20 protein-coding genes are annotated in these 21,292 nt (G+C 64.3%); 13 read left to right on the forward strand and 7 right to left on the reverse strand.

From position 1 onward, the window contains the following. Positions 1-226 precede the first annotated feature (226 nt). Positions 227-631 carry a hypothetical protein gene (locus ACEWPL_RS15865; RefSeq protein WP_393929191.1) on the forward strand — a complete coding sequence of 135 codons (405 nt, stop codon included), beginning with the start codon at positions 227-229 and terminating at the stop codon, positions 629-631. After that, positions 624-1,820 carry an HlyD family secretion protein gene (locus ACEWPL_RS15870; RefSeq protein ID WP_393929189.1) on the forward strand — a complete coding sequence of 399 codons (1,197 nt, stop codon included), beginning with the start codon at positions 624-626 and terminating at the stop codon, positions 1,818-1,820. Before ACEWPL_RS15865 ends, ACEWPL_RS15870 begins: the two co-directional genes overlap by 8 nt. A 6-nt stretch (positions 1,821-1,826) precedes the next feature. Here the strand turns inward: ACEWPL_RS15870 and ACEWPL_RS15875 are convergent, their stop codons facing one another. Further along, complete coding sequence (locus ACEWPL_RS15875; protein WP_393929187.1) at positions 1,827-3,458, reverse strand: ABC transporter permease; 1,632 nt, start codon at positions 3,456-3,458, stop codon at positions 1,827-1,829. A gap of 292 nt (positions 3,459-3,750) precedes the next feature. Between ACEWPL_RS15875 and ACEWPL_RS15880 the strand changes: the two genes are divergently transcribed. From ACEWPL_RS15880 to ACEWPL_RS15900, 5 genes are all read left to right on the forward strand, one after another. Next, the gene (locus ACEWPL_RS15880; RefSeq protein ID WP_393929185.1) at positions 3,751-5,295 is read left to right on the forward strand and encodes an ABC transporter substrate-binding protein; all 1,545 of its coding nucleotides are present in this window, start codon (positions 3,751-3,753) and stop codon (positions 5,293-5,295) included. Positions 5,296-5,433: 138 nt separating this feature from the next. Further along, positions 5,434-6,420, forward strand: coding sequence for an ABC transporter permease (locus ACEWPL_RS15885; protein WP_393929183.1), 987 nt, complete (start codon positions 5,434-5,436; stop codon positions 6,418-6,420). Further along, on the forward strand, positions 6,417-7,325 hold the full coding sequence (locus ACEWPL_RS15890) for an ABC transporter permease (protein WP_393929181.1): 909 nt from the start codon (positions 6,417-6,419) through the stop codon (positions 7,323-7,325). Before ACEWPL_RS15885 ends, ACEWPL_RS15890 begins: the two co-directional genes overlap by 4 nt. Beyond that, complete coding sequence (locus ACEWPL_RS15895; RefSeq protein ID WP_393929179.1) at positions 7,325-8,326, forward strand: ABC transporter ATP-binding protein; 1,002 nt, start codon at positions 7,325-7,327, stop codon at positions 8,324-8,326. Before ACEWPL_RS15890 ends, ACEWPL_RS15895 begins: the two co-directional genes overlap by 1 nt. Continuing rightward, positions 8,323-9,312 carry an ABC transporter ATP-binding protein gene (locus ACEWPL_RS15900; RefSeq protein ID WP_393929177.1) on the forward strand — a complete coding sequence of 330 codons (990 nt, stop codon included), beginning with the start codon at positions 8,323-8,325 and terminating at the stop codon, positions 9,310-9,312. The genes ACEWPL_RS15895 and ACEWPL_RS15900 overlap by 4 nt, the downstream gene beginning before the upstream one ends. A 78-nt stretch (positions 9,313-9,390) precedes the next feature. Here ACEWPL_RS15900 and modC read toward each other — a convergent pair whose 3' ends face one another. The 3 genes from modC to modA are packed head-to-tail and all read right to left on the reverse strand — an operon-like array spanning position 9,391 to position 11,914. Continuing rightward, entirely contained in the window at positions 9,391-10,482 is a 1,092-nt protein-coding gene (modC, locus tag ACEWPL_RS15905; RefSeq protein ID WP_393929175.1) for a molybdenum ABC transporter ATP-binding protein, read from the reverse strand. Next, a complete protein-coding gene (gene modB, locus ACEWPL_RS15910) occupies positions 10,479-11,162 on the reverse strand; it encodes a molybdate ABC transporter permease subunit (RefSeq protein ID WP_393929173.1) in 684 nt (227 codons plus the stop codon). Before modB ends, modC begins: the two co-directional genes overlap by 4 nt. Further along, positions 11,162-11,914: a molybdate ABC transporter substrate-binding protein gene (modA, locus tag ACEWPL_RS15915; protein WP_393929171.1), complete on the reverse strand. Its 753-nt coding sequence runs from the start codon at positions 11,912-11,914 to the stop codon at positions 11,162-11,164. Before modA ends, modB begins: the two co-directional genes overlap by 1 nt. Positions 11,915-12,124: 210 nt before the next feature. On the opposite strand from modA, the gene ACEWPL_RS15920 reads away from it, so the two are divergent. From ACEWPL_RS15920 to ptsP, 5 genes are all read left to right on the forward strand, one after another. Next, on the forward strand, positions 12,125-12,598 hold the full coding sequence (locus ACEWPL_RS15920; RefSeq protein ID WP_393929169.1) for an NUDIX hydrolase: 474 nt from the start codon (positions 12,125-12,127) through the stop codon (positions 12,596-12,598). Between the two features lie 72 nt (positions 12,599-12,670). After that, a complete protein-coding gene (locus ACEWPL_RS15925) occupies positions 12,671-13,111 on the forward strand; it encodes a DUF1178 family protein (RefSeq protein ID WP_393929167.1) in 441 nt (146 codons plus the stop codon). 69 nt (positions 13,112-13,180) lie between these two features. Further along, positions 13,181-13,585, forward strand: coding sequence for an ACT domain-containing protein (locus ACEWPL_RS15930; RefSeq protein ID WP_393929165.1), 405 nt, complete (start codon positions 13,181-13,183; stop codon positions 13,583-13,585). Positions 13,586-13,654: 69 nt separating this feature from the next. Continuing rightward, the gene (locus ACEWPL_RS15935) at positions 13,655-14,893 is read left to right on the forward strand and encodes an aspartate kinase (RefSeq protein WP_393929163.1); all 1,239 of its coding nucleotides are present in this window, start codon (positions 13,655-13,657) and stop codon (positions 14,891-14,893) included. A 51-nt stretch (positions 14,894-14,944) separates the two neighbouring features. Further along, positions 14,945-17,188 (forward strand): phosphoenolpyruvate--protein phosphotransferase, encoded by a 2,244-nt coding sequence (gene ptsP / locus ACEWPL_RS15940; RefSeq protein ID WP_393929160.1) that lies wholly within the window; start codon positions 14,945-14,947, stop codon positions 17,186-17,188. On the opposite strand, the gene ACEWPL_RS15945 is transcribed toward ptsP, so the two are convergent. From ACEWPL_RS15945 to ACEWPL_RS15955, 3 genes are all read right to left on the reverse strand, one after another. Then, positions 17,185-17,952 (reverse strand): EcsC family protein, encoded by a 768-nt coding sequence (locus tag ACEWPL_RS15945; protein WP_393929288.1) that lies wholly within the window; start codon positions 17,950-17,952, stop codon positions 17,185-17,187. The genes ptsP and ACEWPL_RS15945 overlap by 4 nt on opposite strands. Positions 17,953-17,986: 34 nt before the next feature. Further along, positions 17,987-18,469, reverse strand: a complete 483-nt coding sequence (locus ACEWPL_RS15950; RefSeq protein WP_393929158.1) for a GNAT family N-acetyltransferase — start codon at positions 18,467-18,469, stop codon at positions 17,987-17,989. A gap of 84 nt (positions 18,470-18,553) precedes the next feature. Next, entirely contained in the window at positions 18,554-20,143 is a 1,590-nt protein-coding gene (locus ACEWPL_RS15955; protein ID WP_393929287.1) for a SulP family inorganic anion transporter, read from the reverse strand. Between the two features lie 256 nt (positions 20,144-20,399). Between ACEWPL_RS15955 and ACEWPL_RS15960 the strand changes: the two genes are divergently transcribed. Then, a complete protein-coding gene (locus ACEWPL_RS15960) occupies positions 20,400-21,287 on the forward strand; it encodes an S-methyl-5'-thioadenosine phosphorylase (protein ID WP_393929156.1) in 888 nt (295 codons plus the stop codon). Positions 21,288-21,292: the final 5 nt, after the last annotated feature.

Genomic DNA, 21,292 nt, shown 5'->3' on the forward strand with positions numbered 1-21,292 from the left:
GCCGTTTAGCGGATCAGTCCTAACGAAGTCTTAGTGCTGCGCCAACCCGCCCGCAAGGGCAGCAGGGGGAATTGTGCCCGCGAACGCGAGGGAACCCCGCCGCCGCATCCACACACCGGACGGCGGTGCGGATTGAATTTTCCTCCGTTTGCGCACGCGAACGATAGACAGGACTCCTTACGTCACGTAACAACCCCCGGAATGTTTGAACGCAGGAGCGATTGCAATGGCAGAAACGGGTGCGCATGCTGATCCGATCTGGTTCGTGGAGCCGGGTCAAATAGACGTCCTGGCCTGGGTCGCGCTCGCCCTGATCTGCCTTGCGCTTTACGGGCTTGTCGTCCTCTACGCGGCCTTCGATCGCTGGGCCGAAAGGCGCGCCCACGGCACGCCGCTGGCAAAGACAATCCCGACGTTGCTGACAATCGCCCTTCTCTACGAGATTTTCCCGCTCGGCCATTTCAGCATCCTGCTGCCGATCACGGCAATATTGATCGCGCTGATGGCCGACTGGTCACGCTTCCACCTGACCCGCGCCACGGTCAGCGAAGCGCCATGGCCTGACGCCGAAACAGATCCCGCTCCAGCCACAACTGCGCAAACACCTTCACAGGAGCGCGGCGATGCTTGAGCTTTTCCTTACCTCGTTCCCCGTCATCTTTCGCTACTACCAACTCAAGCGGCGCGGCGAAGAGATGACCATCTGGAACATGAAGGCCGCCGTCTTCAGCTGGGCCGTGCTGGCCTTCCTTCTGTTCCTCGTCATCTTCTATTTCCACCCCAAGACATATTCCGGCATCCTGCCGTTCCGGACGGTATCGGTCGTGGCCCAGACCAGCGGCCCTGTCACCAGCGTGAACGTCACCAATGGCAGCTACGTCGCCGCCGGAGACGTCCTGTTTCATATCGAGGATTCGACGCAGCAGGCGGCGGTGAAACAGGCCTCCACCCAGTTCGAGGCGATCACAGCCTCCGAGGCGAAGGCCAAAGAGGCGATCAAGGCGGCCGAGGCCAGCGTCGATCAGGCGCAGGCATCGCTCGACCAGATCGAGCAGGACCTTTCGAATGCGCGCACATTGCTCGAGCGGAATGTCGGCACCGTTGATGCCGTGCGCAAACTGGAGACGCAGCGCGCAACGGCCGAGGCGGCATTGGCCGCAGCCTCCGCACAGGTTGCGGTGGCGCAGACCGATCTCGACGTCACCATCCCGGCCCAGCGCGACGCCGCGCAAGCCGCGCTGGACGCGGCGCAGGTAGAGCTGGACAAGACCGTGGTCAAATCCTTCACATCGGGCACGGTCACTCAGCTCGCGCTCGGCGTCGGCAGCCCCGCCTCCATGCTGATCCTCGCGCCCGCGATGGTCATCATCCCCGAGCGGCCCGAGGGCCAGAAGGTGCAGATCGCCGCGGGCTTCAGCCAGGTCGCGCGCGCGACCCTTTACGAGGGAATGCCGGCAGAGCTGGCCTGCGACAGCAATATCGGACTGCCTTTCCGCGATGCGGTGGTGCCAGCCCGCGTGTCCTCTATCCAGCCCGCGGTCGCAAGCGGCCAGATCGTGCCGGGCGGCAAGCTTCTCGATCCGGCGACGATGCAAGGCCGCGGCTCGATGCTGGTCTACCTCGAATTGATCCATCCAGAGCACGAAGCGATGATGCTGGATGGCAGCGGGTGCTTTGTGCAGACCTATACCGACAATCTGGCGGGCGCGTTCGGTCATATCATTGCTGCGACCGGCATAATCAAGGCCGGCGCACTGCGGCTCAAGGTCTGGGGCTCTCTTGTGACGGGGATCGGCCTTGTGGGGGCTGGCGGCCACTAGGCCATTTTATCCTGCGGCGCTCTCGCGCCCGATCGTGCGGCAAAGGAGCAGCACAGGGATCAAGCCGAAGGCCACCAGCGCCAGCGACGGCACCGCCGCCTCGCGCAGGCGTTCGTCCGCAGCAAGGCGGTAGGCCTGAACCGCAAGCGTCTCGAAGTTGAACGGGTGCAGGATCAGCGTCGCGGGCAGTTCCTTCATCACGTCGACAAAGACGATCAGCAGCGCAGTCAGCACCGAGGTCTTTGCGACCGGCAGATGCACCTTCCACAGGAGCCGCCCCGCGCCCTTGCCAAGACTGCGTGCGATGGCGTCGTAATGCGCCGGCACGGTCGCCATGCCGCTGTCATAAGCGTTGAGCGCGGCGGCCATGAAGCGTGCCATATAAGCCAGCACCATCAACCAGATCGATCCGGTGATCAGCAGACCCGTATCGATCCCGAAATTCGACTCCATGAACCGGTCGATGACATTGTCGAGGCCCGCCAGCGGCACCATCAGACCCACGGCGATCACACCGCCCGGCACGGCATAACCCAGCCCCGCCCCCACGACCAGCCCGCGCGAGACGCGGCTTGGATGGGTGCGCGCGCGAAATCCTATCAGGATTGCGCCCAGAACCGTCAGCACCGACGCCACCATGGCCAGCAGCACGGAATTGCCCATCAGGCCGACATAGCGCCCGTCCAGAAGGTTCTGCCCTGAGCCGTATGCCATGATGCCGAGCATTACGACGGGAATGAGAAAGCCCAGCAGGACCGGCAGCAGGCAGACCGCAATCGCGCCCCAAGCGCGCCAGCCGGTCAGGCGCGGCTTGGTCAGCACCTCGAAGCGCGCTCCGCCCCGGCCTGCGCGCCGCACCTTGCCGCGCTGCGCCCGCTCCAGCCCTGCCAGCAACAGCGCAAAGGTCAGAAGGCACAGCGCCAGTTGCGCCGCCGCTGCGCGATCACCCAAGGAGAACCACGCCTGATAAATGCCGGTGGCAAAGGTCTGGACGTTGAAAAACGCGACCGTGCCGAAATCCGCAATCGTCTCCATGATGGCCAGCAGCGTGCCGCCCACGATCGCCGGCCGCGCCATCGGCAGAGCCACCGCCCAGAACGCAGCCAGGGGCGAGCGCCCTAGCGTGCGCGCCACAAGAAACGCGTTCGAGCTTTGCTGGCGGAACGACGCGCGCGCGAGAAGGTAGACGTAAGGATAAAGCACCATGGTCAGCATCAGGGCCGCGCCGCCGAGGCTGCGAATCTCGGGAAACCAGTAGTCGCGCGGGCCCCAGCCGGTCACGTTGCGCAACAGCGTCTGCACCGGGCCCGGATGATCCAGCAGCGAGGTATAGGCATAGGCCAGCACATAGGCCGGAAAGGCCAGCGGTAGGGCCAGCGCCACTTCCAGCCATCGCACCCCGGGGAATCGATAAACCGTGACCAGCCAAGCGGTAGAGGTGCCGATGATGGCCGCGCCGCTGCCGACGATGACAACCAGCGCCAGCGTCGTGGCGGTATAGCGCGGCAAGACCGTGGACAGAACGTCGCGCCATGTCTCCAGATCGCCGCCCATCGCCGCCAGTGCCGCCGCGACAATAGGCGCCACGCAGAGTGCGGCGACTACCCATGCCAGCCGGTACATCAGCCGCTCTGTCATGAAAACGCCCCCTGCCGCCCGGCGCCTATGCCTGAGCGTTTCGATCACTAATCGCCCCGCCGCAAAGGGTCAAGCGCTGCTCCCGCGCCATATCGACCTGCGCGCCACACCTGCAACGAATGTGCCAGACCCGGCCCAGCCCCCTGAATCTACAGGCACTTTCCCTAGCGTCGCCTGGCAGGGCTCATCACATGGTCTTTACATACCCCAAGAATCGGGACACGTTCTTGCCATCGCCAAGGCGGGCGCCGCTCATTCGGCCCCCGCCGCGACAAAGTTCAGGGAGATGACAATGAAAACACTTCGACACCTCGCCACGGCGACGGCGACCGCGATGCTGATGGGCGCAGCCACGCTGGCCCCGGCGCAAACACTGAATTTCGCCTATGACGCCGATCCCGTCTCGCTTGACCCGCACGAGCAGCTGTCCGGCGGCACGCTTCAGCTGAGCCACATGATCTTCGATCCGCTGGTGCGCTGGAACAAGGACCTCGGATTTGACGGCCGCCTTGCCTCGGATTGGGAGCGGGTCGACGACACGACCATGCGCTTCAACCTGCGCGAGGGCGTCAAATTCCACTCGGGCAACGATATGACCGCCGAAGACGTGGTCTGGACGATCGAGCGGCTGAAATCCTCGGCCGACTTCAAGGGCATCTTCTCGGGATGGACCTCGGTCGAGGCCATCGACGACTATACCGTCGAGATCAAGACGGATGGCCCCAGCCCGCTGGTCTTGCACACGGCCACGTACGTCTTCCCGCTCGACAAGGATTTCTACGAAGAAGGCGGCGCCGAGATCGCCAAGCATGGTGACAGCTTTGCCTCGTCGAACGTGTCGGGCACCGGCCCCTTCACAATCGCCGAGCGCGAGCAGGGCGTGAAAATGGTGTTCGAGCGCAACCCCGACTATTGGGATGCCGAAAGCCCCGGCAATGTCCAGACCGCCATCCTGACCCCCATCAAGGAAGCGCCGACCCGCGTCGCCGCCCTTCTGTCGGGTGACGTGGACTTCATCGCGCCCGTGCCGCCCACCGACCTTGAGCGTATCGAGAACGATGAGAACACCAATCTGATCACCATGTCGGGCACGCGCATCATCACGCTGCAGCTGAACCAGAAGCGCAACGAGGCCCTCGCCAATCCCAAGGTCCGTCTTGCCATGGACAACGCGATCAACAACGCGGGCATCGTCGACAAGATCATGAAGGGCTTCGGCACCGTCGCGGCGCAAAACTCGCCCGAGGGGTATCTGGGCCACAACCCGAACCTCGAGCCGCGCTTCGATCTGGAAAAGGCGCGCGCGCTGATGGAAGAGGCCGGCTATGCGGATGGCTTCTCGGCCTCGATGATGTGCCCCAACAACCGCTACGTGAACGACTACAAGATTTGCGAAGCGGCTGCGGCGATGCTGGCACAGATCAAGATCGACATCGATCTGACAACCATGCCCAAGGCACAGTACTGGCCCGAATATGATGAGCGGGCAGCAGACATCATGATGATCGGCTGGCACGCCGACACCGAGGATTCGGCCAACTTCTACGAATTCCTCAACATGACGCCCAACGCCGACACCGGAAAAGGCCAGTACAATTCGGGCAACTACTCGAATGCCCGCGTGGACGAGTTGACCATGGCCTCGCTGACGGAGACGGATTCGGCAAAGCGCGCCGAGATGCTGCAGGAAGTCGAGCAGATCCTTTACGATGAGGCAGCCTACATCCCGCTGCACTGGCAGGACCTCGCATGGGCCGCACGCAAGGGCGTGAACATCGAGCCTGTCCTCAACGTGATGAACTTCCCCTATCTGGGTGATCTCGTCATCGAGGAATAAGCACCTCAGGCGGGCCGGAGCACTCCGGCCCGCCGCTGCGTCAACCGCCCAATCGGCTTGACGTCCGGCCTCTTACCGGCCTAGACGGCGCCCATTCGCCGCATCCCCTCCAGCAGCCGCCAGAGACGTATCCGCATCATGCATATCATCGCATTCCTCATCCGGCGCGCCATTCAGGCCGTGATCGTGATGTTCGTCATCTCGCTCATCGGCTTTTCGATCCAGGATAATCTGGGCGATCCGCTGCGCGAACTCGTCGGCCAATCCGTCTCCGAGTCCGAGCGCCAGGCGCTGCGCGACGAGCTGGGCCTGAACGATCCGTTCTTTGTCCAATACGCCCGGTTTCTCGGCAATGCCGTGCAGGGCGATCTGGGCACCTCCTATTTCTTCAAGCGCCCGGCGCTTGAAGTCATCATGGACAAGTTTCCCGCGACCTTCGAACTGGTCCTCGGCTCGGTCGTGATCTTCCTCGCGCTATCGATTCCCGGGGGCATCTACTGTGCCATCAACCGCGAAAAATGGCTGGCCAAGACCATCATGACAGCCTCGATCATCGGCATCTCGATCCCCGTCTTCCTGACCGCGATCCTGCTGGTCTGGCTTTTCGGCGTTGAATTGGGCTGGCTCCCTGCCTTCGGGCGCGGCGACACCTACGAGCTTCCCTGGGGCTGGGATACCGGCCTGCTGACCCTCGATGGCCTGTCGCATCTGATCCTGCCCTCCATCGCGCTCAGCTCCATCATGCTGCCGCTCTTCATCCGCCTCATCCGGGCCGAGATGATGGAGGCGATGGGCACCGATTATGTCCGCTTCGCCCGCGCCAAGGGCCTCAGCACGCCGCGCGTGCGCTACGTCCACGCCTTTCGCAACACGCTTCTGCCCGTGGTCACCGTAGGCGGCCTGATGATCGGCACGCTCATCGCCTACACGATCCTGACCGAGACGGTCTTTCAGTGGCCGGGCATGGGCTTTCTCTTTCTCGAGGCGGTGAACCGTGTCGATACGCCGCTCATCATTGCCTATATCATCGTCGTTGGCCTGATCTTCGTTGTCGTGAACACCATCGTCGATTTCATCTACACACTCATCAATCCGATGGTGAAACTTCCGGGGGCCAAATCATGATCACCTGGCAAGGATTTATCAAACGCTTCCTGTCGGACCCTGTCGCCATCGGCGCGGGCATCGTTCTGCTGGTCCTCATCGTCATGGCCGTCTTCGCGCCGTGGATCGCGCCGCAGAATCCCTATGACCTCTTGCAACTGAACATCATGGACAGCGAAATGCCCCCCTCCTGGCGCGAGGGCGGGGATGAGCGGTTCTGGCTGGGCACGGATGCACAGGGGCGCGGCGTCTTTTCCACCATTCTCTATGGCACAGGTATCAGCCTGCTGATCGGAATCGGCGCGGTCATCGTGCAGGCGATCCTGGGGGTCAGCCTCGGCCTCTGGGCCGGCTATCGTGGCGGCTGGGTCGACAGCTTCCTCATGCGGATGGCCGACATCCAGATGAGCCTGTCTACGCTGATGATCGCCATCATCGCGCTCGCCCTTTTCAAGACGGCCTTCGATGCCAATGTCTATGCCGATTATGCCATCATCATGCTGATCCTGATCATCGGCGTCGCCGAATGGCCCAAATTCGCGCGCACGGTGCGTTCGTCGGTGCTCGGCGAGAAGGGCAAGGAATATGTCGACGCTGCCCGCGTGATAGGCCTGCCCGCGCGCAAGGTGATGTGGGGCCATATCCTGCCCAACACGCTGACGCCCGTTCTGGTCATCTCGACCATCCAGGTGGCCGAGGCAATCATGACCGAGGCGGCCCTCAGCTTCCTCGGCCTCGGCATGCCCACGGACAAGCCGTCGCTCGGCTCGCTGATCCGGTCGGGCTTTGAATTCATCTTTTCGGGCTCGTGGTGGATCACCCTCTACCCGGCAATCGTTCTGGTTACGCTGGTCTTGGCGCTCAACCTCTTGGGCGATTGGCTGCGCGATGTGCTGAACCCGAAACTGCGCAGAGGGGACGACTGATGCCACTTCTCGAAGTCAACGACCTGCATGTCGCCTTTCCCAAAGGCAAGAAGGGTGAGGTCGAAGCGCTGCGCGGTGTCGATCTGGTTCTCGAAAAAGGCCAGCGTCTGGGCGTCGTGGGCGAATCGGGCGCGGGCAAATCCATGCTGGCCTTTGCCATCCTCAACCTCATCGCCGAGCCGGGCCGCGTTACCCAGGGCTCCGTCACTTTCGACGGGCAGAACCTGCTGGGCATGTCCGAGCGGCAGATCCGCCACATCCGCGGCAACCGCATCTCGATGATCTTTCAGGACCCAATGGTCACGCTGAACCCGGTGCTCAGCATCGGCCAACAGATGATCGAAACGCTCAAGGCGCATCGCAGCATCTCGACCCGCGAGGCGCACAAGCTCTGCGTCGAAAAGCTCAAGCTGGTGGCGATCCCCTCGGCGGAGTCGCGCATGGACGCCTACCCGCACGAGCTTTCGGGCGGCCTGCGTCAGCGCGTCGTCATCGCCATTGCCCTCTTGACTGATCCCGAGTTGATCATCGCGGACGAGCCGACAACAGCGCTCGACGTGACCATCCAGGCCGAGATCATGTCGCTGATCCTGCGCCTATGCCGCGAGAATGACGTGGCGCTGATCCTCATCACACATGATCTGGGCGTCGTCGCCGAGGTGACCGAGCGCATCATGATCATGTATGCTGGCAAATGCGTCGAGACGGGCCGCACCCGCGACATCATCGACGCGCCCAAGCATCCCTATGCGGTCGGCCTTCTGAAAGCGCTGCCGCAGAACAGCACGAAGGGCGCCAAGCTCTACCAGATCCCCGGCTCCATGCCGCCCATCACCAACCTGCCCTCGGGCTGCCCCTACCATCCCCGGTGCGAGCGTGCGACTGATGAATGCCGCGCCGCCATGCCGCCGCTGGAACATGGCGTGGCCTGCTTTCACCCGATGCATGTGAACCTGTCGCATCACGCCGGGGAGCCCAAGGGTGCGGAGACTGTAGAATGACCGATCCGAAATCCGCACCAACACCCATCGTCGAGACCCGCGGGCTCGAAATGCGCTTCAACCTGCCGACGCACTTCCTCAGCCGCGAAAAGCCCGTGCTGCACGCCCTGTCCGGCGTCGATGTGCAGATCCAGAAGGGCGAGACCTTCTGCGTCGTGGGCGAGTCCGGCTGCGGCAAGACCACTCTTGGCCGGGCCATCATGGGTCTGCTGACCCCCTCGTCAGGCGAAATCTACTTTGAAGGTCGCCGCATCGACACGATGGACGAGGCCGAACGCAAGCCGATCCGCGCCGACATGCAGATGGTGTTCCAGAACCCCTATGCCTCACTCAACCCGCGCCGCAACGTTTTCCAGACGCTGGCCGAGCCGATCCGCCACCTGATGCCGGAAAAATCCGAGGCCGATGTGCGCAAACAGGTCGAGGACGTGCTGGATGCCACCGGCTGCGACCAAAGCTGGCAGCGCAAGCTGCCGCATGAATTCTCGGGCGGTCAGCGCCAGCGGATCGCGATTGCCCGCGCGCTGGTCACGAACCCCGCCTTCATCGTCGCGGACGAGCCGATTTCGGCGCTCGACGTGTCGATCCAGGCGCAGATCCTGAACCTGCTGAATGACCTGCAGGACGAGCGCGGCTTGACCTACATGTTCATCACGCATGACCTCAGCGTGGTCGAGCATTTCGGCGACCGCGTGGCCGTGATGTATCTGGGCCAAGTGATGGAACTGGCTCAGACCGACGCGATCTACAGCGACCCCAAGCACCCCTATACGCAGCTTTTGCTGGACGCGATCCCGCGCCTCGAAGGCGGGTCTTTCGACGCCCCGCGCGAGCCGGGCGAGCTGCCCGATCCAGTCAATCCGCCGCCCGGCTGCCCCTTCGCGCCGCGCTGCCCGATTGCGCAGGATATCTGCCGTGCCGAGCGGCCCCAACTGCGCCCCGTGGGGGCGCGCGGCACAATGGCCGCCTGCCATCTGGCCGAATAGGGCTATTTGTTCGATTTCGGCATGAAATAGAGCTCAATCGCTGAGTAATATAGCGATGGAGGCGTGATATTTACACGCTCAAGTATTCACACCGATATCCGCACGCGCGACAGCCGTCGCTTTCAGCACCGCATGACAGGCCGTGCCGGGGGCAAGGCGCAGCTCATCCATCGCCTCGGCGGTAATGCGTGCCAGCAATCGATCCTCCCCGAGACGCAGCGAGACGGCCACGCCCGGCCCTTCGCCGCGATGCACCGCCTCGACCACTGCGGGCAAAATATTGCGCGACGACAGTCCCTCGGGCCGCCTTAGAGACACTAGAACATCCTGCGCCAATATCCTGATCCGCATGGACTTTCCAACTTCGGCATCAATGCCCGGCAGGCGCAACTCGCCGCCGCTGATCGCAAGGCGGCTGAGGCCCGCCGGATTGCTCTCGGTCACGCGGGCGATCAGGACTGAGCCCGCCTCGCGCACGCCGATCAGGGGCACCATCGCAGGATCGCTCAGCACATCCGTCACCTCCCCGGCCCTGACAACACGGCCCGCCCTCAGCACCACGATGTGGTCAGCAAGTCGGGCAATCTCGGCCAATGCGTGGCTGATATAGATGATCGGCAGACCCCCACTGTCGCGCAAACGTTCCAGATAGGGAAGGATCTCGTCCTTGCGCGGCCCGTCCAGCGCTGCCAGAGGCTCGTCCATCAGCAAGAGGCGTGGCCGCATTCCCAGCGCGCGGGCAATGGCGACGCGCTGCTTTTCCCCGCCCGAAAGGCTCGCCGGCCGCCGCTCCATAAGAGCTCCAATACCCAGGATCTGCTCGATGACATCCGCGCCCAGCCCCGGCGCGCCGGGCGGGGCATAGCGCGCCCCGAATGCGATATTCTGCGCCACGGTCAGATGCGGAAACAGCCGCCCGTCCTGGAACACCGTCCCGATGCGGCGGCGCGCAGGTGGCAGGAAAACGCGCGCTTCACTGTCAAAAAGCGTCTCGCCGCCCAGCGCGATCACGCCCCGCTTGGGCGCCGAAAGCCCCGCAATCGCCTTGGCCAAACTGGTCTTGCCGGACCCCGAGGGCCCGAAGAGGGCCGTGACCCCCGGGCCCGCCTCGAACGCCGCGTCCAGCGTGAAATCCCCCAGCCGATGCGCGATATCGACGGTCAGGCTCATCGTGCGCTCCTCGCTACCATGCGCCGCGCCAGCCATTCCGACGCGATCACCGCCCCGATCGAGACCGCCAGCGCCGCCGCCACCAGCCGCAGCGCCGACCCCTCACCGCCCGGCACCTGCAGGAAGGCATAGATGGCCGAGGGCAGCGTCTGTGTCTGGCCCGGAATGTTGGCGACAAAAGTGATCGTCGCGCCGAACTCGCCCATCGCCTTGGCGAAACCCAGTACCGCCCCGGCCAGTATGCCTGGCGCGATCAGGGGCAGCGTGACGCGGCAGAAGACCGCCCAGCGTCCCGCGCCCAGCGTTCCCGCCGCCTCTTCGAGGTTCGGATCTACCGCTTCGATCGACAGGCGGATGGCGCGGACCATTAGCGGAAAGCCCATGATTCCCGCCGCTAGCGCCGCCCCGGTCCAGCGAAAGGCGAAGATGATGCCGATCTCGGCCAGCGCGCCGCCAATCCAGCCGCTGCGCCCGAAGGTCAGAAGCAGCAGGTAGCCCGTCACCACCGGCGGCAGCACCAGCGGAAGATGCACCAGCGCGCTCAGCGCCGCATGGCCCGGAAACCTCCGCCGCGCCAGCAGCCATGCCACGGCGATGGCGGGCGGCAGGCTGAACAGCACGGCCACCACCGACACTTGCAGCGACAAAAGCAGCGCGTCACGGGCGGCGGCATCCAGCATCAGGGCGCGGCCGCCAGTGTGAACCCATGCGCGGCGAATATCTCCCGCGCCGCAGGGCTTTGCAGAAAGGCGATGAACGCGGCGCCAACTTGGGTCAGCGCAGCGGCGGGATAGACGATGGGGTCATGCATCCCCTCCGGCACCGCAAGGATCACGCGCACCCCCGGCTCGGCGGCGGCATCGGTGGCATAAACCACGCCCAGCGGCGCCTCCTGCCGTGCGACCAGTGCCAGCGCGGCGCGCACATTGTCGGTCTCGGCCAGATGCGGGCTGAGCGCCGTCCAAAGATCCGCCGCTTCCAGCCATTGCCTGCCATAGATCCCTGCGGGCACACCGCCCGTCTGGCCGATGGCCAAGCGCCCCCCATCAAGCCGGGCCAGCAGGCTCTTCGCGCTGAACTCGGCCAGATCAGGCGTGCCCGCGGGTGCGATCAGCACCAGCCGGTTGCCCAGCAATGGAGTACGGCGCGCAGCCTCGACCAATCCCTGATCCTCCAGCCAGTCCATCCAGTCTGTATTGGCGAGGATTACCGCATCCGCAGGCGCGCCATTGGCGATCTGCCGCGCGATCATGCCGCTGCCCGCGACCGAAATGACGGCCTCGCCCGGATAGGCCTGGGCCACGTCGCTCAGCACGCCTTGCAGGGATGCCGCCGCAAAGACGGTAACGCGCGCCTCTGCAGAAACGCCCGCCGCCCAGACTGCAGTGATGAGGGCCGCGCATAGGCGGGCAGCCAGGAAAAATCGGCGCATTTCGATCCCTTTTGCCAACGGTGTCACGCGCAGTGACGCAGCGTCGCCCTTGGGCCGGGCCGATCCGCTTGCACATGCCGAATGGTTGTTTTTCCGAACCGTTGGCAATATATTGAATGAACGCAAGAGCAAAAGCGTAAAGAAGGCCCGCGGCAGATATCGCTCCGGGGCCCGGTAGCGCAGCTAGACAGAGCAGACGAATACTTGAGTATGAACAAGCCAGCGGCTCTTGAGCCAATAGAACTGCGTGATGCGCACAAAAGCGATGTGCGCACACAATTTGGTGCGCTTTGCTATCGCGTTGTGCGGGGCAAGGTCGAGGTGTTGCTGGTCACCAGCCGCGGCACCAAGCGCTGGATCGTGCCCAAGGGCTGGCCCATGGACGGCAAGACACCCGCCCAGTCCGCCGCGATCGAGGCTTGGGAAGAGGCCGGCGTGCGCGGGCGGATGTATGAGCGCCCTCTTGGCCTCTATTCCTATCGCAAGACGATCGAGGATGGCGACGATCTGCCATGTGTCACAATGCTGTATGCGATGAAAGTGACTGAAATCGCGACGGAATATCCCGAGGCGCATGAGCGCCGCCGCAAGTGGCTGCGCCCCAAGAAGGCGGCGGCGATGGTTGACGAAGCCGATCTGGCCTATCTCATTCGCAATTTCGATCCGGCGCATGCAAAATACTGAGGCCGTAAAGGCTGTCTTGATATCCAACGAAATATAGCTATTTCAAATGGGTAGTGTACGGGCCCTTGGACGATGATCAAATTCTCACTCAAATGCGCGCAAGACCACCGCTTTGACAGCTGGTTTCAGTCGGCGGACGCGTTTGACACGCTCTCGGCGCGAGGCATGGTCAGTTGCGCGGTGTGCGGTATCACGGATGTCGAAAAGACGGTTATGGCCCCCAGCGTCCGGTCCGGCCACAAGGGCGGTGCCGAAGAAGCGCCGCGCTCCGATGCGCTCGCCGCGCCATCCACCCCCGCCGAGCAGGCGATGGCCGAGTTGCGCCGCCGGATCGAGGCCAACTCCGAGTATGTCGGCACCGATTTCGCCAAACAGGCCCGCCAGATGCACGAGGGCGATGCCCCCACCCGCTCGATTCATGGCGAGGCGAAGCTGGGCGAGGCCCGCAAGCTGGTCGAGGATGGCGTTCCGATCCTGCCCCTGCCTTTCCGTCCCGTTCGCAAGGTGAATTGAGCCCGCTGCGCTGGACATGCCCGGCGTGGAATGGTCTTTGGACCGGAACGCAAATCCAAAGGTACATCCATGAACGGCGAGCATGACCTCAAACGCTTTCTAGCAGGAATGTCGCCCGTGCTGGACCCCGAAACATATGTTTTCGTCACCCTGCCGGGCCGCGCCGTGCCGCCGGGCCTCGCCCCCCGCATGACCATGCAGGAGGGCGAGGGCACCACCATCATCGTGACTGAGGCGGATGCGGATGCCTCCGGGCTGGATCACGTCTTTGCCTGCCGCATGATCACGCTCAATGTGCATTCCGCTCTTGATGCCGTCGGCTTCCTTGCCCGCGTGACGACGCGACTGGCGGGCCTCGGGATGGGCGTCAATCCGGTAGCGGGATATTACCACGATCACCTCTTCGTGCCGACCGATCGCGCCGATGATGCCATGACCGCCCTGCGCGAGATGGCGCGCGAGGCCGCGGGCTAGGCGCGCGCTCTTGCCCTTGGGCGCGCCGCCGCGTAAACCGCCTGCGAACACAGCCAAGGGACGCCTCATATGCCCGTTCTCGTGATGAAATTCGGTGGCACGTCCGTCGCCAACCTCGACCGTATCCGCCGCGCGGCCAAGCGTGTGGGCGTCGAGGTGGCGAAGGGATATGACGTGATCGTCATCGTCTCGGCCATGTCGGGCAAGACGAACGAGCTGGTCGGCTGGGTCGGCGAGACGTCCCCGCTTTATGACGCCCGCGAATACGATGCGGTCGTCAGCTCGGGCGAAAACGTCACCGCGGGCCTCATGGCGCTGACCTTGCAGGAAATGGAGATCCCCGCCCGCAGTTGGCAGGGCTGGCAGGTGCCGGTGCGCACCACCTCGGCGCATAGCGCCGCCCGGATCGAAGATATCCCGCCAGACAACATCATGGCCAAGTTCGCCGAGGGCATGCGTGTGGCGGTCGTCGCCGGGTTCCAGGGCGTTAGCCCTGAGGGGCGAATCACGACGCTGGGCCGGGGCGGAAGCGACACCACCGCCGTCGCCTTTGCCGCCGCGCTGAACGCCGAGCGCTGCGACATCTATACCGACGTGGACGGCGTCTACACCACCGATCCGCGCATCTCGTCCAAGGCCCGCAAGCTGGACCGCATCGCCTTCGAGGAGATGCTGGAGCTGGCCAGTCTTGGTGCCAAGGTGCTGCAAACCCGCTCGGTCGAGCTGGCGATGCGTTATAACGTCAAGCTGCGCGTGCTCAGCAGCTTTGAGGAACAATCAGATGACGCCGGCACCCTTGTCTGCGCCGAGGAGGAAATCATGGAATCCAAAGTTGTGACCGGCATCGCCTATTCCCGCGACGAGGCCAAGATGACCCTTCTGTCCGTGGCCGACCGGCCCGGCATCGCCGCCGCCATCTTTGGCCCGCTCAGCGAGGCGGGCGTCAATGTCGACATGATCATCCAGAACATCTCGGAGGATGGCCGCACCGACATGACCTTCTCCTGCCCCACGGATCAGGTGGCGCGCGCCGAAAAGGCGCTGAAGGACGCGGTCGCCGCCGGACGGATCGACTATGGCAACCTGGTGGCCGATACCAATGTCGCCAAGGTCTCTGCGGTCGGGATCGGCATGCGTAGCCAGTCGGGCGTCGCGGCAAAAATGTTCAAGACGCTTTCGGATGAAGGCGTGAACATCAAGGTCATTGCAACCTCCGAGATCAAGATTTCCGTTTTGATCGACCGGAAATACATGGAACTCGCCGTGCAGGCACTGCATGATACGTTCGAGTTGGACAAGGCGGGCTGAGGCGATCTCACCCCTCCCCCGGCGACGGACAGGCGGATAGGCAAAGGGCTGATGAGCCAGGATTTCCAGACTGACAGCCGCCAGATGTTGGGCCGCCTTCGGGCGGTCATGGCCGACGACGCTGCAGGTCAGGCGCGGCTGGATCAGATCACGCATCTGATCGCCGAGGAAATGCGGATCGAGGTCTGCTCGATCTATCTTTTCCGCGACGAGGACACGCTTGAGCTGTGCGCGACCGAGGGGCTCAACGCCTCAGCCGTGCACGAAACCCGGATGAAGCTGGGCGAGGGTCTGGTTGGCCGTGTCGCGCGCACTGGGCAAGTCATCAACACCGACGACGCGCCCGGCACTCGCGGATTCCGCTTCATGCCCGAAACCGGCGAGGAGGCGTATTCGTCCTTCATGGGCGTGCCGATCCAACGCCTTGGCGAAAAGCTGGGCGTGCTGGTGGTGCAGTCCAAGGATGCCCGCAGTTTCTCCGAAGAAGAAGTCTATGCAGTCGAGGTCGTGGCTATGGTGCTGGCCGAAATGGCCGAGCTGGGCGCCTTCATCGGCGAAGGCGCGGCGATGTCCGCGCGCCACCAGCACGCCGTCCTCTTTCGCGGCACCACCGCGCAGGAGGGAACGGCGCGCGGCCATGTCTGGCTGCACGAGCCGCGCGTGGTGGTCACCAACCTCATCGCCGAAGACCCGGTGCGCGAGACGGAGCGCCTGGGCGAGGCTGTCGATCAATTGCGCGTTGGCGTCGACCGCATGCTCAGCAGCGCCCGATTTGGCGACAAGGAGCAGCTTGAGGTGCTCGAGGCCTACCGCATGTTCGCCAACTCCAAGGGCTGGCTGCGGCGAATGGAGCAGGATATCGGCAGGGGCCTCTCGGCCGAGGCTGCCGTGGAAAAGGAACAAACGAACGCCCGCGCGCGCCTGACTCAGGTGGGCGACGCTTATCTGCGCGACCGCCTGCACGACCTTGATGATCTCAGCAATCGCCTGCTGCGCATCCTGACCGGCCAAGGCAATGAGACCGGCGCCGAGATGCCTCCCGACCCCATCCTGATCGCGCGAAACATCGGCCCTGCCGAACTCTTGGATTATGGCCGCAGCCTCAAGGGCATCGTGCTGGAGGAAGGCGCCGTCGGCAGCCATGCCACCATCGTCGCGCGCGCGCTGGCGATTCCGTTGATCATACACGCCAAGAACGTCACGACCGAGGCACTGAACGGCGATCCGATCCTCGTCGATGGCGATCAGGGCATCGCCCATCTGCGCCCCGACGACACGGTCTTTGCCGCCTTCAGCGATAAGATGGCGATGCAGGCCAAGGCCCAGGAACGCTACGCCTCGATCCGGGACAAGCCCGCGACAACGCTGTGCGGGCGCACCCTGTCACTGACCATGAACGCGGGCCTCATGGCCGATTTGCCCAGCCTCGAAGGCTCGGGCGCGGACGGCGTTGGCCTCTTCCGGACCGAGTTGCAATTCCTCGTCCGCTCGAAAATGCCCAAACGGGCCGAGCTGAGCGAGCTTTACGCCCGCGTCATGGATGCCGCCAAGGGCCGCGAGGTCGTGTTCCGCACGCTTGACATCGGCTCGGACAAGGTGCTGCCCTACATGAAGGCCACGGACGAGCCGAACCCGGCGCTTGGCTGGCGGGCGATCCGCGTCGGCCTCGACAAGCCGGGCGTGATGCGGATGCAGCTTCAGGCCCTCATTCGCGGCGCCAAGGGGCGGCCCCTGACGGTGATGTTCCCCTTTGTCGCCCAGCTCGAGGAATTCGATGCGGGCCGCGCCGAGATGGACAAGGCGATGGAGCGCGAGCGGATCCTCGGCCATCCCTTGCCGGAAACGCTGAAACTGGGCGCGATGCTGGAAACGCCAAGCCTCGCCTATGCGCCCGATCAGTTCTATCGCAGCGTCGATTTCCTCTCGATCGGCGGCAATGATCTCAAACAGTTCTTTTTCGCCGCCGACCGCGAGAACGAGCGCGTGAGGCGCCGCTACGACACGCTGAATGTCAGCTTCCTGACCTTCCTGCAGGGCATCGTCGAGCGCTGCATCACCACGAACACGCCGCTCAGCTTCTGCGGCGAGGATGCGGGGCGTCCCGTCGAGGCGGCCTGCCTTGCCGCCATCGGCCTGCGCAGCCTGTCGATGCGCCCCGCCTCCATCGGCCCGGTCAAGTCGATCCTGCGCCGCACCGATCTGGACGAGCTGCGCAGCGTCATTGACGAGGCCGGGCGCCGCGGTGACCAATCCGTGCGTCCTTCGGTGATGGAATACCTGCGGGAAAAACTCTAGCGCTTGGCGGGCGGCGCGGCGATGCGCGCCCGAAACTGCTCCAGCAGCTCGGCATGGGGGATATCCGCCTCGATGGCGAGGCGCCTCAGACCGAAATGCACATGCGCCATCTGCTGGTAATAGCTGGTAAAGGCGTAGTTCGTCGCGGCCCCGGCAGCCGCGCCCAGCACCGGCACCGTCTGCGCCGCCAGTTTCTGCCCCAGAACCACACTGAGGCGCGGCGCGACCTTGGAAATCAGCGCCTGCATCGCCTTGCCGGTGACCGCCACGCGCGTCGTCAGAAACGCCAGATCGGCGCCGTCGTCATGATCCAGCGGGCCCGCTGCGGCAAAGACCTGCACGCAGTCATAGCGCACGCCCTCTTCGGCCGGATCGAAGCCGTATTCGCCGGCCACGTCCTGAATGGCACGCAAAAGGATGGTTGTCGTGATCGGCAATTCGGCCATCGCGCTGGGAAGTCCGCCAAAGCCGCCGGCCGCCCCCATCGCAGTGGTGACCGCACGGCTCAGCCAGCCGGGCTGTGTTCCGACCACCCCGCGCGAGCGGTGCGCGGCCCCCATGGCCATCTCGAGCGCTTGCGCCGTGCCGCCCTCTAGGCGATCGCGCACGCGTTCGGGCAGCCGGTCGATCAGCGCCTCGGCGCGCCCGCCGACGACGTTGAGCACCTGTATGCCCAGATTGCCCGCGCGCCTGTGGCGCTGCGCCAGCGCATCCAGCCGCGCCGCGACGGCGGCCTTGTCGATCGGGGGGTCAAGCAAATCCATCATGGGTTATAGATCGGCGCATTTGGCCCCGGTTTCAAGCAGCGCGCGTCACTTTGCCGATAATACCATCCCAAGCGCCTGGCGTCAGGTCAAGGCCCAGAACACGGTCCGGGTTGGTGGGCGGCGGCATTTCGACATGATCAAGCCGGGCAAAACCGAAGCGCCCATAATAGGGTGCATCGCCCACCAGCATCACCCGGTCCCAGCCGCGCTCGCGCGCCTCGGCCAGCGAGCCGCGCATGAGGTAGGCGCCCAACCCCTCGCCTTGGTGGGTCGGATGCACCGCGATCGGCCCTAGCAGCAGCGCCCAGGCATCACCGATGCGCACAGGCCAGTACCGGATCGCCCCGGCGAGGATGCCGGCCTCGTCGCGGGCAACCGTGCTGAGGCCGGGAACGGGAGGGATGCCTTCACGCAGACGGTAGGACGACAGCGCCTCGCGGCCCGGCGCAAAACACAGGTCCAGCAGGGCTTCGACTTCCCACCAGTCCGCCTCCGTCTCGGGCCTCAGTTCCACCGCCGCGCCGCTCCCTGTCCTTCACCGCGCTTGGCTAGCACGACATGCCGCAGGCGACAATTCTGCACGCTGCGCCTGCGGGGCCTAGTGGCCTGCGCCCAGAACGCCGGTGCGCACATCGTAATCGACCGCGACCTGGTATTCGGGATCATCGTCGCTGTCGATCATCAGATGCCCAGCCTTCGTCAGCAGGCGGTGGCAATCGCGGCTGAGGTGGCGCAACTGCAAGGACTTGCCCGCAGCCTGATACCTGCCCGCCAGCCCCTCGATGGCCTGCAAGGCCGATTGGTCTACCACCCGGCTCTGATCGAAATCGACGATCACGGTGTCCGGGTCACCCTCGACATCGAAAAGCTCGCCAAAGCCCTCGGCCGAGCCGAAAAAGAGCGGCCCCTCGATGCTGTAGACGCGCGCGCCGCTTGCGTCCAGTTTGGTCGTCGCGTGGATCCGCTTGGCATTGTTCCACGAATAGGCCAGCGCCGAGACGATGACACCGACGACCACAGCGATGGCCAGATCGTATTTCACCGTGACCGCCGTCACGAGGACGATCACCATCGCATCAGTCAACGGCACCTTGCGCAGAATGGTCAGGCTATTCCAGGCGAAGGTGCCGATCACCACCATGAACATGACGCCGACCAGCGCAGCGAGCGGAATCTGCTCGATCAAAGGCGCGGCAAACAGGATGAAGATCAGCAGGAAGAGTGCTGCCGCAATGCCCGCAATGCGCGTGCGCCCACCCGATTTGACGTTGATCATCGACTGTCCGATCATCGCGCAGCCGCCCATACCGCCGAAAAACCCAGTCAGCGTGTTGGCAAGGCCCTGAGCGATGCACTCCTGGCTGGCACCGCCCCGGCGGCCCACCATTTCGCCCACAAGGTTGAGCGTCAGCAGGCTTTCGATCAAGCCAATCGCGGCAAGGATCACCGCGTAGGGCAGGATGATCTCAAACGTCTCGAGATTCAGCGGCACCATCGGGATATGGAAGGACGGCAAGCCACCCTTGATCGAGGCCAAGTCGCCGACGCGCGGCACGTCGAGGCCGAAGGCGATGACAAGCCCCGCGACAACGCCGATGCCAGCCAGCGGCGCAGGAATGATGCGCGTGATGCGCGGCATGATGTAGATGATCCCCATCGTCAGCGCGACAAGCGCCAGCATGATCAGCAAGGGCTGCCCCGACAGCCAGACACCGCCGCTCATGCCATGGCCGGTATTCTCCATCGTGCCAGGCACCTTGAACTGCCCCAGCTGCGCTAGGAAAATCACAATGGCAAGGCCGTTCACAAAACCCAACATGACCGGATGTGGCACGAGGCGAATGAACTTGCCCCATCGCAGCACGCCCGCAGTCACCTGCAAGAGGCCCATCAGCACCACGGTCGCAAAGAGGTATTCCACCCCGTGCTGCGCCACCAGAGCCACCATGACAACCGCCAGTGCGCCCGTCGCCCCCGAGATCATGCCCGGCCGGCCGCCCAGCACCGCCGTGACAAGCCCCACAAGGAACGCGGCATAAAGCCCGACCAGCGGGTGCACACCAGCAACGAACGCGAACGCGACCGCCTCGGGCACCAGCGCCAGCGCAACTGTCAGGCCTGACAGCAGCTCGATCCGCACGCGCGCGGCGCTAAACGTTTCGTCCTGCATCACGCGCAGATCGGGCATCGTGATGGTCTTGGCGAAGGCGGCCAGTGAGGTTCTCAAGGCGTGTGTCCTGTCAATAAGCGTCTTTTCGGGCGAGTGGCCCCCTTACCCCTCCTTCGGTTTCTTGGCTATACCTGAATTGGCACCCAACCTGTTTCGAAACACTTAAATCACGCGGGTCAGGCGGGCCTCGGACAAAATCGCCCCTCTCTGCCTGCTTTTCATTCACCGCGCCTGGGCCTAAACCCTGACGGGTAAACCGCGAAAGGAGCCCTGGATGGCGAAGAGAATGATCGGTGTGATCGGCGGCTCGGGCGTCTACGAGATGGAGAGGCTGGAGGGTGCCGAATGGCGCGAGGTGCAGACGCCTTTCGGCGCGCCCTCGGACCGCATCCTGACCGGAACTCTGGACGGCGTGCCGATGGCCTTCCTGCCCCGGCACGGTCGCGGTCATATCCACACCCCCGCCTCGGTGCCCTACCGCGCCAATATCGACGCGCTCAAGCGGCTGGGCGTGACGGATGTGGTCAGCGCCTCCGCCTGCGGGTCCTTCCGCGAGGATATGGCGCCGGGCGATTTCGTGATCCTCGATCAGTATATCGACCGCACCTTCGCCCGCGAGAAATCCTTCTTCGGCCCCGGCTGCGTCGCCCATGTCAGCGTCGCGCACCCGACCTGCGCGCGCCTCGGCGCTGCCTGCGCGGATGCCGCCGAGGCGACAGGCAGCCGCGTGCATCGCGGCGGCACCTACCTGGCCATGGAAGGCCCGCAATTCTCGACCGTGGCTGAAAGCAAGCTCTACCGCGAAAAGTGGGGCTGCGACGTGATCGGCATGACCGGTATGCCCGAGGCGAAACTGGCCCGCGAGGCCGAGCTTTGCTACGCGAGCGTGGCGATGATCACCGATTATGACAGCTGGCATCCCGAGCATGGCGAGGTCGATGTGACCGCGATCATCGCGACCCTGATGGGCAATGCCGCGCGCGCCAAGGACATGCTGCGCATCCTTCCCGCGCATCTGGAGGCCGAGCCCGCGCCCTGCCCCCATGGCTGCGATCGCGCGCTGGAATATGCCATCCTGACCGCACCCGAAGCTCGGGACCCTGCAATGCTGGAAAGGCTGGACGCGGTGGCAGGCCGTGTGCTGAATAGGGCCGCAGACTGATCCGC

The organism is Roseovarius roseus (assembly GCF_043355935.2).
Lineage (GTDB): Bacteria > Pseudomonadota > Alphaproteobacteria > Rhodobacterales > Rhodobacteraceae > Roseovarius > Roseovarius roseus.